Below are 11,940 nucleotides of genomic sequence, written 5' to 3' on the forward strand. Positions count from 1 at the left end.
TCGGCCCGGCAGGCGTAAACAAAACGCGAACATCGCGGAGGGCCGGCCATGAAGATCGACTATCTCGAATTCTCCTCGCCCGATCTGCCGGCGACCAAGGCGTTCTTTGCCCGCGCCTTCGGCTGGGGCTTCAACGACTACGGTCCCGAATACCAGGAACTGGCCGATGCCGGCATTTCGGGCGGCATCGCGGCCGGCACCCTGGCGCCGCCGCTGGTCATCCTGCGCACCGACGATCTCGAGGCGGCGCTGACCCTCGTGACCGAGGCGGGGGCCGAGATCACCCGGCCGATCTTCGATTTCCCCGGCGGCCGGCGCTTCCAGTTCCGCGAACCCGGCGGCACCGAGATGGCGGTCTGGTCCGAGCGTTGACCGGGATGCGCTAGCCGCGCGGCGGCCGCGCCTTGTAGACCGGCAGCCGCCAGCCCAGAGCCATGCTGCCCGCGCGCAGCGCCAGCACCACGGCGGCGCAGCCGAACAGCGCCAGCGGATAGGGCAGCCCCAGCGCCAGCAGCGCCAGCGCCGCGACCGCGCCGCCGAAGGTCGCGGTGATGTAAAGCTCGCCCTGTTTCAGCACCAGCGGCACCTCGTTGCCGACCACGTCGCGCATCAGCCCGCCGAAGGTGCCGGTCATCACCCCCATCATCACCGTGACGACCGGGCCAACCCCGGCCTGCAGGGCCACGCCCACGCCGGCCGGCACCGCCACGGCCAGCGCGCAGGCGTCGAGCCACAGGATCGCGCGATAGCGGCTTTCCAGCAGATGCGCGGTGAAGAACACCACGATGGCGGCGGCGGTGGTCAGCAGGATCAGCTCGGGCCGGTCGACCCAGAACACCGGGGTCCGGCCCAGCACCAGGTCGCGCAGCGTGCCGCCGCCGACCCCGGTCAGCGTGGCGAAGAAAACGAAGCCGACCAGGTCGAGCTGCGCCCGGCTGGCGACCAGCGCCCCGGTCAGCGCAAAGACCAGCACCGAGGCATAGTCCAGCAGCGCCACCAGCGCCTGCATCTCAGACCTTCGCCGGCTTGAAGGGCGCCATGCCGGCGCGCGCCAGCTCGTCGGCGCGCTCGTTCTCGGGGTGGCCGGCGTGGCCCTTGATCCATTCCCAGCGCACCTGGTGGCGGGCCTGCGCGGCGTCGAGCCGCTGCCACAGTTCGGCATTCTTCACCGGCTTGCGGTCGGCCGTGCGCCAGCCGTTGCGCTTCCAGCCGTGGATCCATTGCGTGACGCCGTTCTTCACATAGGCGCTGTCGGTGGTGACGGTGATCTCGCTGGGCCGGGCCAGGATCTCCAGCGCGGCGATGGCGGCCATCAGCTCCATGCGGTTGTTGGTGGTGTCGGGCTCGCCCCCCGACAGCTCGCGCTCCTTCAACACCGCCTCGCCCTCAATGGCGCGCATCAGCACGCCCCAGCCGCCCGGGCCGGGATTGCCGCTACATGCCCCGTCGGTCCATGCATAGAGCCGGGTCATGCGCGCCCCTCACATTCCACGATATGGAACAACCGGTGCCGACCGGCGAAATCGCCGCGGCATTCCATCATGTGGAACAACGCGCTCATGCCTCGAGCCCCTGATAGCCGGGCAGGGCGGCGACGCGGTCGAGCCAGGCCGCGATGGCCGGAAACCGCGCCATGTCGAAGCCGCCGCGCGCGCCGGCCGTATGGGTATAGGCGTAAAGGCAGATGTCGGCCAGACTGACCGCATCGCCGACCAGCCAGTCGCGCCCCGAGAGCCGGTCTTCCATGATCTGCAGGTTGGCATGGCCGCGATCCAGCAGTTCGGCCATGCGCTCGGGCGTGGCCAGGGCGCGGCGATGCGGATAGAAGCGCAGCGCGGCGCGCACGGCGATGGTGCCCTCGTGCTGGTTCTGCTCCCAGAACATCCAGCCCAGCATCTCGGCGCGCAGCACCGGATCGGCCGGGACATAGGCCGAGCCTTCGCCCAGGAAGCACAGGATCGCATTGGATTCGGGCAGCAGCTGGCCGTCCTCCAGCGCCAGCACCGGCGCCTTGCCGAAGGGCAGCCGCCCCTCGGCCCGGGCGCTTTCCAGCGCCTCGGTCATGTATTCGACATCGACGATCTCGCAGGCCCGGCCCAGCAGCGCCAAGAGCAGCCGCACCTTGTAGCTGTTGCCCGAGGAAGGCATGGAATAAAGCCGCATCGTCGATCCTTTCGCTTGCCGCCGCGCCGGTTTCGCCGGCACTATAGGCGGGAACGAAACGAGCGGCCAGCGCCGGAAAGCGCCTATCCGGGCTTGCCGAGATAGGGGATGCTGCCGGCCAGGTCGGTGTCGTCGATCAGGCGGAAATGGCTGACCGAGCCGGCCTTGCGCGCCGCGCCGAAGGGGGCGTATTCCGGGTCGTTTGCGAAAGCCAGGGCATCCTCGCGCGAGGGGAACTGGATCAGCGCGATCAGCGTCACGTCGGTCGGCTCGCCCTCCAGCTCCTCGATATTGCCGCTGCGCGACAGGTAGCGGCCATTGTGGCGGGCGGCGATCTCGTGCACCCGCGCAGCGTAATCCGGAATCCAGGCGTCGTCGGTCACCTTGACCTCGGCGATCAGATAAACGGTCATGCGCTTTTCCTCCCTTGCCGGCGGCGCCTGCGGCCGCCCCCGGTAAAGCATAGGCAGGCGGCGCGGCGGCCGGCAAGCGCGACGATGGGCCGAGATACGCTCCACCAGAAAACTCGGCCCGTTGGCATGCGTCGCGACATGGGTATTTGTACAACAAAGAAGGGTCAGGGCGATGTGGACCCACCTCTGGAGGTCTTCTTTGTTGTTCAAATACCCCGGCGGCGCTTCGGTCAGGCGAGGCGTCAGCCCGGCTCTCGCAGCACGCGGGGCACCTTGAACTCGACATTCTCGCGCGCGGTTTCGACCAGTTCCACGGTCACGGCGTAGCGGGTGCGGAAGGCGTCGATGACCTCGTTGACCAGCACCTCGGGCGCCGAGGCTCCGGCGGTCACGCCCACGGCGCGGGCGCCGGCGATGGCGCGCCAGTCGATCTGGTCGGCGCGCATCACCAGCTGCGAATAGGCGCAGCCGGCGGCGCTGCCGACCTCGACCAGGCGGCGCGAGTTCGAGCTGTTCGGCGCCCCGATCACCAGCAGCGCGTCGATCTTGCCAGCGATGGCCTTGACCGAGGCCTGGCGGTTGGTCGTGGCGTAGCAGATGTCTTCCTTGGCCGGGCCGACGATCATCGGGAAGCGCGCCTGCAAGGCCGCGACGATGGCCGCGGTATCGTCGACCGACAGCGTGGTCTGGGTGATGAAGGCCAGCCGCCCGGGGTCGCGCGGCGCGATATGGGCCACGTCCGCGACGGTCTCGACCAGCAGCACCTCACCCTCGGGCAATTGGCCCATGGTGCCCAGCACCTCGGGGTGGCCGGCATGGCCGATCATCACCATCTGCAAGCCCTCGGCATGGTGGCGTTCGGCCTCGACATGGACCTTGCTGACCAGGGGGCAGGTGGCATCGACGAAGACCATCTCGCGCCGGCGCGCCTCGGCCGGCACGGATTTCGGCACGCCATGGGCCGAGAAGATCACCGGCCGGTCGTCGGGCACGTCGTCCAGTTCCTCGACGAAGACCGCGCCCTTGTCGCGCAGGCTGTCGACGACGAACTTGTTGTGCACGATCTCGTGGCGGACATAGACCGGGGCGCCCCATTTCTGCAGCGCCATCTCGACGATCTTGATCGCCCGGTCCACGCCGGCGCAGAAGCCGCGCGGTGCGGCGAGATAGAGGGTCAGGGGCGGTTTCTGGTCCATGGCTGTCACCTAGTCGCCCGGGCGGGCCGCCGCAAGCGGTCAGGCGCCCTCGAAGGCGGTCAGGGCATGGACCTCGTGGCCCAGTCCCTCGAGCAGCGCGCGGCCGCCAAGCTCGGGCAGTTCGATCACGAAGGCGCAGCCCACCACCGCGGCGCCCAGCCGCTCGCAAAGCGAGATGCCGGCCGCGGCGGTGCCGCCGGTGGCCAAGAGGTCGTCCACGATCAGCACCCGTTCGCCGGGCTTCAGGGCGTCGTCGTGGATCTCCATCACCGCCTCGCCATATTCCAGCGCATAGGCCTGGCTGATGGTGGCGCCGGGCAGCTTGCCCTTCTTGCGGATCGGCACGAAGCCCACCGACAGCTGATGCGCCACCGCGCCGCCCAGGATGAAGCCGCGCGCCTCCAGCCCCACGACCTTGTCGATCGGCTCGCCGGCATAGGCGGCCAGCAGCTGGTCCACCGCCATGCGAAAGCCGCGCGCATCGGCAAAGAGCGTCGTCACGTCGCGAAACAGGATGCCTTCGTGCGGGAAATCGACGATGGTGCGGATATAGTCGCGCACCGTCCGGGTATCGCGGGCCATCAGGGGCGCTCCATCTCGAAGGTCTCGGTGGTGATGGTGTAATCCATGTAGCCCAGCCGCGACAGCCAGCCGAGCGCGGGGCGGAAGCGGCCGTCGACGATGCAGTCGGGTCGGATGTGGATGCCGGTCACCACGCCCAGCACCATGACATTGGCTTGGCCGGCCAGCCGGATCACCTGGGTCATGCGGCATTCCAGCGAGGCCGCGGCCTGGGCAACGCGCGGGCAGTCGATGGTCTGGCATTCCGCGGCCGCGATGCCGGCGGCTTCGAATTCGCTGGTGCCGGCGTCCAGGACGGCCGAGCTGGCGTTCACCTGGTCCTTCATGCCGCCGTCGGCGATATTGACGCAAAAGACCCGGCTTTCGACGATCTGGGCCACGCTGTCCTTGGTGCCCGGCCGGTCGGGCTTGGCCGAGGTCGAGGCGAACATCACCTGCGGCGGCACATAGGCGGTCAGGTTGAAGAAGGAATAGGGCGCGAGATTGTCGCCCAGCCGGCCGCGGGTCGAGATCCAGCCGATCGGCCGGGGCGCCACCAGCGCGTTCAGCGGGTTGTGCGGCAGGCCGTGGCCGGCCTCGGGTCGGTAGAACATCTGCGGCCTCCGCTGATTGCTGCCGGGCCCGCCTGCGGGACGCCCGGTCCGGTCCCAAGATCTGCCCGGCCGGCCCCGCGAGGTCAAGCGCAAGCTCGGCTGCCTGCGGTGCGAGCCGGAGCGCGCGGTGTCGCAGAAAATTCATCCCGCGCGCTGCCGCGGGGGCGCTCGGGCGGTTTTCGCCGCCCGTCATGCGTGTTACGGGGGCTTTCGCCCGCGGGACGCCAGGCCCGCGGCATGGGCAAGCTTGGGATGGCCGGATGTATGCTCTTCGCCCCGAACGCGCTGTCGATTACGCCGAGGTCGAGGCGCTTCTCGACCTGTGCTTCGCGCCGGGGCGCACCGCGCTGAGCTCCTATCGCCTGCGCGAGGGCGTGGCGCCGGTGCCCGGCCTGTGCCTGGTCCTGCGCGACAGTTTCGACGTGATGGTGGGGGCGATCCGCTTCTGGCCGGTGCATGTGGCCGATGAGGACGTGCTGCTGCTGGGCCCCGTCGCCGTGCACCCGACCGCCCAGGGCGAGGGCCTGGGCGGGTTGCTGATTCGCGAGGGGCTGGAGCGGGCCGAAATGCAGGGCTGGTCCCGGGTCATGCTGGTCGGCGACGAGCCCTATTACCGCCGCTTCGGCTTTCGCAAACTCGAGCATGTGCAGATGCCGCCGCCCACCAACCCCGACCGCGTGCTGGGGCTGGAGCTGGAGCCCGGCGCCTGGCAGGGGGTCGAGGGCCCGGTGACCCGCGACACCAGCGACAACGAGGCTGCGAACCAGGCCTGGCAGTCGCTGGGCGGGCGCGGCTGAGTCAGTCCTTGTAGTGGAAGGCCTCGGGGTGGTTCGCCAGGCTGCCGGTCAGCGCCGCGTAAAGGATGGTGCGGCCGTCGATCGATTCGGCATTGCCGCCGATATTGAGCCAGGTCAGCAGCTCGGCGCCCTTGCCGTCCTGGACCGAGAGCAACCCGTAGGCCTCGCCGCTGCCCGGCGCGTAAAGCATGGCCATCTGGTTCGCGGCGCAATCGTGCTGCTTGCAGGCGGTCATCGCCAGGTATTCCTTGCCGCCGAACGCGACCTTCTGCGCCGGCGTGGTCACCGCCGCGCCGCGCAGCCAGTCCGGCATGGGATGACCCTCGGCCATCTTGTCGAAGGCGGCGGTCAGCGCCTGGTCCTGGCCGAGGTCGGCAAGGCTCGGGCCGGCCGCCTCCTGCGCCAAGGCGGGGCCAAGGCCCAGGGCGGCCCCCAGCGTCAGGACAGGGAGGATGCGGCGGATCGTCATGGGTCTTCCTTCAGTCTGGGTCGCAGGCCGGTGGCCCTTGGGTTTTCGTCGAGGAGCCGGAACCCCGTGCGGCGCTTGCAAGTTCCCTTGCCGGGCGATCTTCTGCCCTTGTGCCACGCATCTCGAGGTTGCCCACGCATGACCAAGAACACGCCCATCCCGGTCCGCCAGGACGTGCTGCCGCCCATCGACGACCCGACCGTCCATGCCGAGATCGACCGGCTGGCGCGGCGCTATCTGGCGGCCGGCGGCATCGCGATGGAGCTGATGACCGCCATCGGCGGCAAGGCCGAGGGGCTGATCGAGCGGCTGCCCCAAGGCGTGCGCGGGCGCATGGACCGCATCACGCTGGCGGCGCTGAACCGGGCCTTCGACGCCGCCTCGCGCTCGCGCGGGGTGCTGCGGGAACGGGGCGATCTGTTCAACCGGCTGCTCTCGACCACCTCGGGCGCGGTCGGCGGCCTTGCCGGCGTCGGCGGCGCCGTGCTGGAGCTGCCGGTGACGGTGACGCTGCTTTTGCGCGCGATCATGGACATTGCCGGCGAGCATGGCTTCGATCCCGATTCGGACCAGGCGAGGCGCGAGGCGCTGCATGTCTTCGCCGCGGCCGGGCCGCTGTCGGACGACGAGGGCACCGACCTGGGGCTGCTGACGGCGCGGATGACCATCACCGGCCATTCGGTGCAGGCGCTGATCGCCAAGGTGGCGCCGAAACTCTCGACCTCGATGGCGCAGAAATTCGCGGCGCAGGCGGTGCCGGTGCTGGGCGCGCTGGCCGGGGCGGCGATCAACTACAATTTCACCCGCTATTACCAGGAGCTGGCGCGGGTACATTTCGGCCTGCTGCGGCTGTCCGAGGAAACCGGCATCCCGCGCGAGGCGCTGGCCGAGGCGCTGGAGCTGCGCATGATCCAGCTGCGCCCGAACACGGCGGCGCGCAAGCTGATGCGGCGCAGCTAGTCCTCGACCTCGGCCGCCAGTTGCAGGGCGGCGGCGGGGGCTTCCAGGTGGTCGATGCCCAGGGGGCTGGTCGGCCGGGCGAGCCGCGATTTCACCACCCAATGCAGCCGTTCCTGCGCGCGGGTGATGGCGACATAGGCCAGCCGCTTCCACAGCGCGATTCCGGCCTCGCTGCGGCCCGACCAGGCGGCGGCGCTGATGTCGGGGCCGAAGACCTGCACGTCGGGCCATTGGCTGCCCTGCGCCTTGTGGATCGTCACCGCCGCGCCATGCAGGAAGGTCGCGCCCATGCGCGCGGCATAGGGGATGAAGGGCTCCTCGACATCCGGCATCTCGATCTTGACGATGCTGGCGGCGGAAAGCCGCGGATCCTCGGCGCCGACGACATGCAGGCGGGAAAAGCCCGGCTTGCGCCCCGGCCCCAGATAGACCACCTGCGCGCCCTTGATCAGCCCGCGCGCTTCCAGGTCGATGCGCTTCTTGCGGTGCTTCAGCGGCAGTTCCAGCCCGTCGCAGATCAGCGGCTCGCCCGGCAGCAGCGCGTCGCCCGGCGCGCCATGGGCCGAGCGGAAGGCCTGGATCAGCTTGATCCGGGTGATGTTGCGCCAGACCAGCACCGGGCTTTGCGCCATCAGGTCCGAGGAGACGCGCTCGGCCCAGATCACCCGGGGGTCGCGGGCGGCGGCCTCGCGGATCATGCGCTCGAAGGCGTCGAATTCCAGCGCCGGATCGGCCAGGGCATGGGCGAGGTCCAGGATCGGGCTGTCGCCCTCCTGCCGGTGGATGCGGTTCAGGATCAGCTTCTGCGGGGCCGCGAGCCGGTCGAAGACCATCTGCCCGGACTGGCCGACCGGCGCCAGCTGCGCCGGGTCGCCGAACAGGATCAGGGTCGGAAAGATCTCGCGCAGATCCTCGAACTGGCGCTCGTCCAGCATCGAGGCCTCGTCGATCAGCCCGACGTCCAGCCCGTCCTCGCGCCGCTTCCAGCCGCGGATGAAGTCCGAGCCGCGCAACCCCGCCGCGGCCAGCGCCCCGGGGATCGAGGCATGCTGGTCGTAGAAGGCCTTGGCCCGGTCCAAAGCTGCCTCGGTCAGGCCCTCGATCACGCCCTCGACCTTCGGCCGCTCGCCGGCGCCGGTCAGCCAGTCGGCGATACGCTCGTAATCCGGGTCGTAGACCGGGGTATAGAGGATGCGATGGATCGTCGTCGCCGGCACGCCGCGCATGCGCAGCACGAAGGCCGCCTTGTTGGTCGGTGCCAGGATGGCGACGGTGCGGCGGTCCTTGCGCTTCTTGCCCTCGTAATCGCCCGAGACCAGATCGACCCCGGCCGCGCGCAGAGCCTTGGTCAGCTCGGCCAGGAGCAGCGTCTTGCCCGAACCGGCCTTGCCGATCACCGCCATGACCCGTCCCTTGCCTTCCGACGGCGGCGAGATCTCTTCCGACAGCAAATCGATGCCGGCATCCTCCAGCGCCGAGGCGACGGCGTCCCAGGCCTCGGCCTGGTCTGGGGAAAGGGTGGGCAGCGTCATGGCGCCTTGTTACCCGGCCCGTGCCCGGGCGGAAAGGCCGTTCCGGTCGCGCGGTGGCTTTTTGGGTATTTGGACAACAAAGAAGAAACCCGGAGCGCGGAACGGCCATGCTTCTTTGTTGTCCAAATACCCCGCCGACCGGGCAACGCGCGGCAAAGCGCGCCGGTCAGGCGCGGTCGTCCTTGGGCGAGCTCATCACCACATGGGTGGTAATGGTGGCGATCTGCGGAAAGGCGCCCAGCACCTCGGTATGGAAGCGACGATAGGATTCGAGGTCGCGCACCTCGACCCGCAGCAGGTATTCGACCGAGCCGGTGATATTGTGGCATTCGCGGACCTGCGGCGCGGCCAGGCAGGCGCGCTCGAAGGCGCGTTGCGCCTCGTTCGAGTGGCGCGCGAGGCCGATGGTGACATAGGCGGTGAAGCCGGCGGCGCGGGCTGCGGGCGCGATGACGGCGCGATAGCCCAGGATGGCGCCGCGGCGTTCCAGATCCTGCACCCGGCGCAGGCAGGCCGAGGGCGAGAGCCCGACCTCGGCCGCGAGCTATTGATTCGGGATCCGTCCCCGCCGTTCGAGGATGCGCAATATCCGCGCGGAAATCGGGTCGTCATCGAAAGCAGATTGTTGATCTTGTCCAGGCATGCGGCACTCTGGTCGAAAATTGCGATTGTCCTGCAATATCATCGCGTGGCAGAACGGGAAATCACCAATGTCGCATCAGATCCTGCTGGCGCTCGTCGCCTTTGCCTTTGCCACCTCGGTCACGCCGGGGCCAAACAACCTGATGCTGATGGCATCCGGGGCGAATTTCGGCTTGCGGCGCAGCGTGCCGCATCTGCTGGGCGTGGCCTTGGGATTCGGGGCCATGGTGGCGCTGCTGGGCCTGGGCGTCGACCGGCTGATCGCCGAGGCGCCCCGGCTGGCGCTGGCGCTGAAGGCCGTGAGCCTGGTCTATGTGCTGTGGCTGGCCTGGAAGATCGCCCATGCCGCCGCGCCCGAGGGCCAGGCCGGCACCGGGCGGCCGATGGGTTTCCTGGCCGCCTGTGCCTTTCAATGGGTCAATCCCAAGGCCTGGATGATGGGGCTGGGGGCGCTTTCGGCCTATTCCGCCGGCGCGGGCGGGGCTCTGGTGGTGGCGGCGGTGTTCACGCTGGTGAACCTGCCCTCGGTCGCGCTTTGGGCGGCGATGGGGCAGGGGCTGCGCGGGCTCTTGCAGGACGCGGGCCGGCGCCGGCTCTTCAACCGGGTGATGGCGGTGCTGCTGGTCGCCTCGATGCTACCGGTGCTCAGCGGGCACTGACCGCGATCAGGCCGGCGACGCCCAGCACGATCAGCGCCATGCCGGCGCGCTGGCGCATCGAGGCGCCCTCGCGGAACACCCGGCCCGAGACGAGCTGCGCCATCACCACCTCGACCAGGGCCAGGGTGCGGACATTCGCGGCCGAGGTCAGCGCGAAGCCCAGGAACCAGAACAGCGAGGCCAGCGCCCCCAGCGCGCCCGCGCCCAGCGAGCCGCGCCAATGCCGGACGATGCCGGCAAGCGCCGGCCGGTCTGCCAGCCCGAGCCAGGCCAGCATGATCGCGCTTTGCAGGGCCAGGCTCAGCGCCAGGACGGTGGCGGCGCGCAGCCCGCTTGCGCCGAAGGGCAGCGCCAGGATCGCGCCGCGAAAGCCGATGGCCGAAAGCCCGAACAGCGCCCCGGCCGCGATGCCCAGGCCCGCCGCGCGCCAGCCGCCGCGCCGCCAGTCGGCGCCCGACATCAGCACCACGCCCAGCGTCGCCGTGGCGATGGCCGCCATGCGGGCCGGGCCCAGCGGCTCGGCCAGCAGCAGCGTCCCGATCAGGGCCAGGGTGACCGGCTCGGTCTTGATCAGCGCGGTGGTGACGCCGAAGCCGCGGCTCTCCATCGTCAGCAGCATCAGCGCCGTCGCCGCGATCTGCGCCAGCGCGCCCAGCATGGCCCAGCCGAGGCTCGCCGGACCGGGCAGCGGGATGGCGGTGAAGCCGGCCAGCACCGCCAGCAGCAGCGCCGCGAAGGGTAGGCCAAAGAGGAAGCGCACCGCCGTCGCGCCCATGGTGCCGAGTTCCGCAGTCAGCCGACGCTGCGCCGCATTGCGGCCGGTCTGCGCCGCCGCCGCGACCAGCGTGGCGAGGATCCAGCTCATCAGCCCCGGATCGCCTCGATCATGCGGCTGACATTGTCGGGATCGGCGTCGGGCGTGATGCCATGGCCGAGGTTGAAGATATGCGGGCCCTTCGAGAAGGCCGCGACGATGCGGCGGGTCTCGGCCACCAGTGCCTCGCCCCCCGTGACCATCAGCCGCGGGTCGAGGTTGCCCTGCACGCAGCCGTCCTTCTGCACCTCGGCGGCGGCCCAGTCGGCGCTGACGGAATTGTCCAGCGCCACGGCATCGGCGCCGGTGGCGCGGGCAAAGCCGGCATAGCGTGGCCCGGCCTCGCGCGGGAAGGCGATGACGGGCACGCCGGGATGGCGGGCCTTCAGCGCGGCGATGATGCGGCGCGTCGGCGCCACCGCGAAATCGTCGAAATCGGCGCCCTTCAGCGAGCCGGCCCAGCTGTCGAAGAGCTTGACCACCTCGGCCCCGGCCTCGATCTGGGCCGAGAGATAGGCGATGGTGCCCTCGGTGATGCGGTCGATCAGCGCGGCGAAGGCGGCACGGTCGGCAGCCTTGAAGGCATGGGCCGGGCCCTGGTCGGGGGTGCCGCGGCCGGCGATCATATAGGTGGCGACGGTCCAGGGCGCCCCGGCAAAGCCGATCAGCGTCGTCTCGCGCGGCAGTTCGCGGGCGAGGATGCGGACGGTTTCATAGACCGGCGAGAGGGTGTCGTGGATCGCCTCGACCGGCTTCAGCGCCGCCACGCCGGCAGCGTCGGTGATGGTGGACAGGCGCGGGCCTTCGCCGGTCACGAACCACAACTCGGCCCCCAGCGCCTGCGGCAACAGCAGGATGTCCGCAAACAGGATCGCCGCGTCGAAGCCATAGCGGCGGATCGGCTGCAGCGTCACCTCGGCCGCGAGATCGGGCGTATAGCACAGCGACAGGAAGTCGCCGGCCTGGGCGCGGGTCGCGCGGTATTCGGGCAGGTAACGGCCGGCCTGGCGCATCATCCAGACGGGCGGCACGGGCAGGCGCTCGCCCTTCAGGGCGCGCAGGATGGTCTTGTCGGACATGGATCACCTCTTGCGCCCCTTCATGGCCGGCCTGTCCCCGT

At 69.9% G+C, this 11,940-nt stretch carries 15 protein-coding genes and 1 pseudogene; 4 read left to right on the forward strand and 12 right to left on the reverse strand.

Going from position 1 to position 11,940, the window contains the following annotated elements; translation table 11 throughout:
• Window positions 1–48: 48 nt before the first annotated feature.
• Window positions 49–372, forward strand: coding sequence for a VOC family protein (locus ASV56_RS01785; protein ID WP_062560543.1), 324 nt, complete (start codon window positions 49–51; stop codon window positions 370–372).
• A gap of 10 nt (window positions 373–382) precedes the next feature.
• On the opposite strand, the gene ASV56_RS01790 is transcribed toward ASV56_RS01785, so the two are convergent.
• The 7 genes from ASV56_RS01790 to ASV56_RS01820 all read right to left on the reverse strand — a co-directional run bounded on the left by ASV56_RS01790 (window position 383) and on the right by ASV56_RS01820 (window position 4,947).
• Window positions 383–1,009 (reverse strand): trimeric intracellular cation channel family protein, encoded by a 627-nt coding sequence (locus tag ASV56_RS01790; RefSeq protein WP_062560544.1) that lies wholly within the window; start codon window positions 1,007–1,009, stop codon window positions 383–385.
• 1 nt (window position 1,010) lies between these two features.
• Complete coding sequence (gene rnhA, locus ASV56_RS01795; protein ID WP_062560545.1) at window positions 1,011–1,472, reverse strand: ribonuclease HI; 462 nt, start codon at window positions 1,470–1,472, stop codon at window positions 1,011–1,013.
• Window positions 1,473–1,557: 85 nt separating this feature from the next.
• Window positions 1,558–2,163 carry a glutathione S-transferase family protein gene (locus ASV56_RS01800; RefSeq protein ID WP_062560546.1) on the reverse strand — a complete coding sequence of 202 codons (606 nt, stop codon included), beginning with the start codon at window positions 2,161–2,163 and terminating at the stop codon, window positions 1,558–1,560.
• Window positions 2,164–2,246: 83 nt separating this feature from the next.
• Complete coding sequence (locus ASV56_RS01805; RefSeq protein ID WP_062560547.1) at window positions 2,247–2,576, reverse strand: DUF1330 domain-containing protein; 330 nt, start codon at window positions 2,574–2,576, stop codon at window positions 2,247–2,249.
• A gap of 242 nt (window positions 2,577–2,818) precedes the next feature.
• Window positions 2,819–3,772 (reverse strand): 4-hydroxy-3-methylbut-2-enyl diphosphate reductase, encoded by a 954-nt coding sequence (ispH, locus tag ASV56_RS01810; protein ID WP_062560548.1) that lies wholly within the window; start codon window positions 3,770–3,772, stop codon window positions 2,819–2,821.
• A 39-nt stretch (window positions 3,773–3,811) separates the two neighbouring features.
• Window positions 3,812–4,354, reverse strand: coding sequence for an adenine phosphoribosyltransferase (locus ASV56_RS01815; protein WP_062560549.1), 543 nt, complete (start codon window positions 4,352–4,354; stop codon window positions 3,812–3,814).
• Complete coding sequence (locus ASV56_RS01820; RefSeq protein ID WP_062560550.1) at window positions 4,354–4,947, reverse strand: flavin reductase family protein; 594 nt, start codon at window positions 4,945–4,947, stop codon at window positions 4,354–4,356. Before ASV56_RS01820 ends, ASV56_RS01815 begins: the two co-directional genes overlap by 1 nt.
• 260 nt (window positions 4,948–5,207) lie before the next feature.
• Between ASV56_RS01820 and ASV56_RS01825 the strand changes: the two genes are divergently transcribed.
• A complete protein-coding gene (locus ASV56_RS01825) occupies window positions 5,208–5,744 on the forward strand; it encodes a GNAT family N-acetyltransferase (protein WP_062560551.1) in 537 nt (178 codons plus the stop codon).
• 1 nt (window position 5,745) lies between these two features.
• On the opposite strand, the gene ASV56_RS01830 is transcribed toward ASV56_RS01825, so the two are convergent.
• The gene (locus ASV56_RS01830) at window positions 5,746–6,213 is read right to left on the reverse strand and encodes an Ivy family c-type lysozyme inhibitor (protein ID WP_062560552.1); all 468 of its coding nucleotides are present in this window, start codon (window positions 6,211–6,213) and stop codon (window positions 5,746–5,748) included.
• Window positions 6,214–6,351: 138 nt separating this feature from the next.
• Between ASV56_RS01830 and ASV56_RS01835 the strand changes: the two genes are divergently transcribed.
• A complete protein-coding gene (locus tag ASV56_RS01835; RefSeq protein WP_062560553.1) occupies window positions 6,352–7,173 on the forward strand; it encodes an EcsC family protein in 822 nt (273 codons plus the stop codon).
• On the opposite strand, the gene ASV56_RS01840 is transcribed toward ASV56_RS01835, so the two are convergent.
• Both ASV56_RS01840 and ASV56_RS01845 read right to left on the reverse strand, forming a co-directional pair.
• Window positions 7,170–8,705 (reverse strand): ATP-dependent DNA helicase, encoded by a 1,536-nt coding sequence (locus ASV56_RS01840; RefSeq protein ID WP_062560554.1) that lies wholly within the window; start codon window positions 8,703–8,705, stop codon window positions 7,170–7,172. The two genes, ASV56_RS01835 and ASV56_RS01840, sit on opposite strands and share 4 nt — an antisense overlap.
• Window positions 8,706–8,871: 166 nt before the next feature.
• A pseudogene (locus ASV56_RS01845) lies at window positions 8,872–9,348 on the reverse strand (Lrp/AsnC family transcriptional regulator).
• A gap of 67 nt (window positions 9,349–9,415) precedes the next feature.
• Between ASV56_RS01845 and ASV56_RS01850 the strand changes: the two are divergent.
• A complete protein-coding gene (locus ASV56_RS01850; RefSeq protein WP_062560555.1) occupies window positions 9,416–10,006 on the forward strand; it encodes a LysE family translocator in 591 nt (196 codons plus the stop codon).
• On the opposite strand, the gene ASV56_RS01855 is transcribed toward ASV56_RS01850, so the two are convergent.
• Window positions 9,993–10,871, reverse strand: coding sequence for a DMT family transporter (locus ASV56_RS01855; protein ID WP_062560556.1), 879 nt, complete (start codon window positions 10,869–10,871; stop codon window positions 9,993–9,995). The genes ASV56_RS01850 and ASV56_RS01855 overlap by 14 nt on opposite strands.
• Window positions 10,871–11,899 (reverse strand): uroporphyrinogen decarboxylase, encoded by a 1,029-nt coding sequence (gene hemE / locus ASV56_RS01860; protein WP_062560557.1) that lies wholly within the window; start codon window positions 11,897–11,899, stop codon window positions 10,871–10,873. Before hemE ends, ASV56_RS01855 begins: the two co-directional genes overlap by 1 nt.
• Window positions 11,900–11,940 lie beyond the last annotated feature (41 nt).

This window comes from Paracoccus aminovorans, assembly GCF_001546115.1.
Taxonomy (GTDB): domain Bacteria; phylum Pseudomonadota; class Alphaproteobacteria; order Rhodobacterales; family Rhodobacteraceae; genus Paracoccus; species Paracoccus aminovorans_B.

Excerpts from the sequence above, each read along its gene's own strand:
- ASV56_RS01835 (WP_062560553.1), top strand. The coding sequence starts at position 6,352 with ATGACCAAGAACACGCCCATCCCGGTCCGCCAGGACGTGCTGCCGCCC.
- ASV56_RS01805 (WP_062560547.1), bottom strand. The coding sequence starts at position 2,576 with ATGACCGTTTATCTGATCGCCGAGGTCAAGGTGACCGACGACGCCTGG.
- ASV56_RS01840 (WP_062560554.1), bottom strand. The coding sequence starts at position 8,705 with ATGACGCTGCCCACCCTTTCCCCAGACCAGGCCGAGGCCTGGGACGCC.
- rnhA (WP_062560545.1), bottom strand. The coding sequence starts at position 1,472 with ATGACCCGGCTCTATGCATGGACCGACGGGGCATGTAGCGGCAATCCC.
- ASV56_RS01850 (WP_062560555.1), top strand. The coding sequence starts at position 9,416 with ATGTCGCATCAGATCCTGCTGGCGCTCGTCGCCTTTGCCTTTGCCACC.
- ispH (WP_062560548.1), bottom strand. The coding sequence starts at position 3,772 with ATGGACCAGAAACCGCCCCTGACCCTCTATCTCGCCGCACCGCGCGGC.
- ASV56_RS01825 (WP_062560551.1), top strand. The coding sequence starts at position 5,208 with ATGTATGCTCTTCGCCCCGAACGCGCTGTCGATTACGCCGAGGTCGAG.
- ASV56_RS01820 (WP_062560550.1), bottom strand. The coding sequence starts at position 4,947 with ATGTTCTACCGACCCGAGGCCGGCCACGGCCTGCCGCACAACCCGCTG.
- ASV56_RS01815 (WP_062560549.1), bottom strand. The coding sequence starts at position 4,354 with ATGGCCCGCGATACCCGGACGGTGCGCGACTATATCCGCACCATCGTC.
- hemE (WP_062560557.1), bottom strand. The coding sequence starts at position 11,899 with ATGTCCGACAAGACCATCCTGCGCGCCCTGAAGGGCGAGCGCCTGCCC.
- ASV56_RS01830 (WP_062560552.1), bottom strand. The coding sequence starts at position 6,213 with ATGACGATCCGCCGCATCCTCCCTGTCCTGACGCTGGGGGCCGCCCTG.
- ASV56_RS01790 (WP_062560544.1), bottom strand. The coding sequence starts at position 1,009 with ATGCAGGCGCTGGTGGCGCTGCTGGACTATGCCTCGGTGCTGGTCTTT.
- ASV56_RS01855 (WP_062560556.1), bottom strand. The coding sequence starts at position 10,871 with ATGAGCTGGATCCTCGCCACGCTGGTCGCGGCGGCGGCGCAGACCGGC.
- ASV56_RS01785 (WP_062560543.1), top strand. The coding sequence starts at position 49 with ATGAAGATCGACTATCTCGAATTCTCCTCGCCCGATCTGCCGGCGACC.
- ASV56_RS01800 (WP_062560546.1), bottom strand. The coding sequence starts at position 2,163 with ATGCGGCTTTATTCCATGCCTTCCTCGGGCAACAGCTACAAGGTGCGG.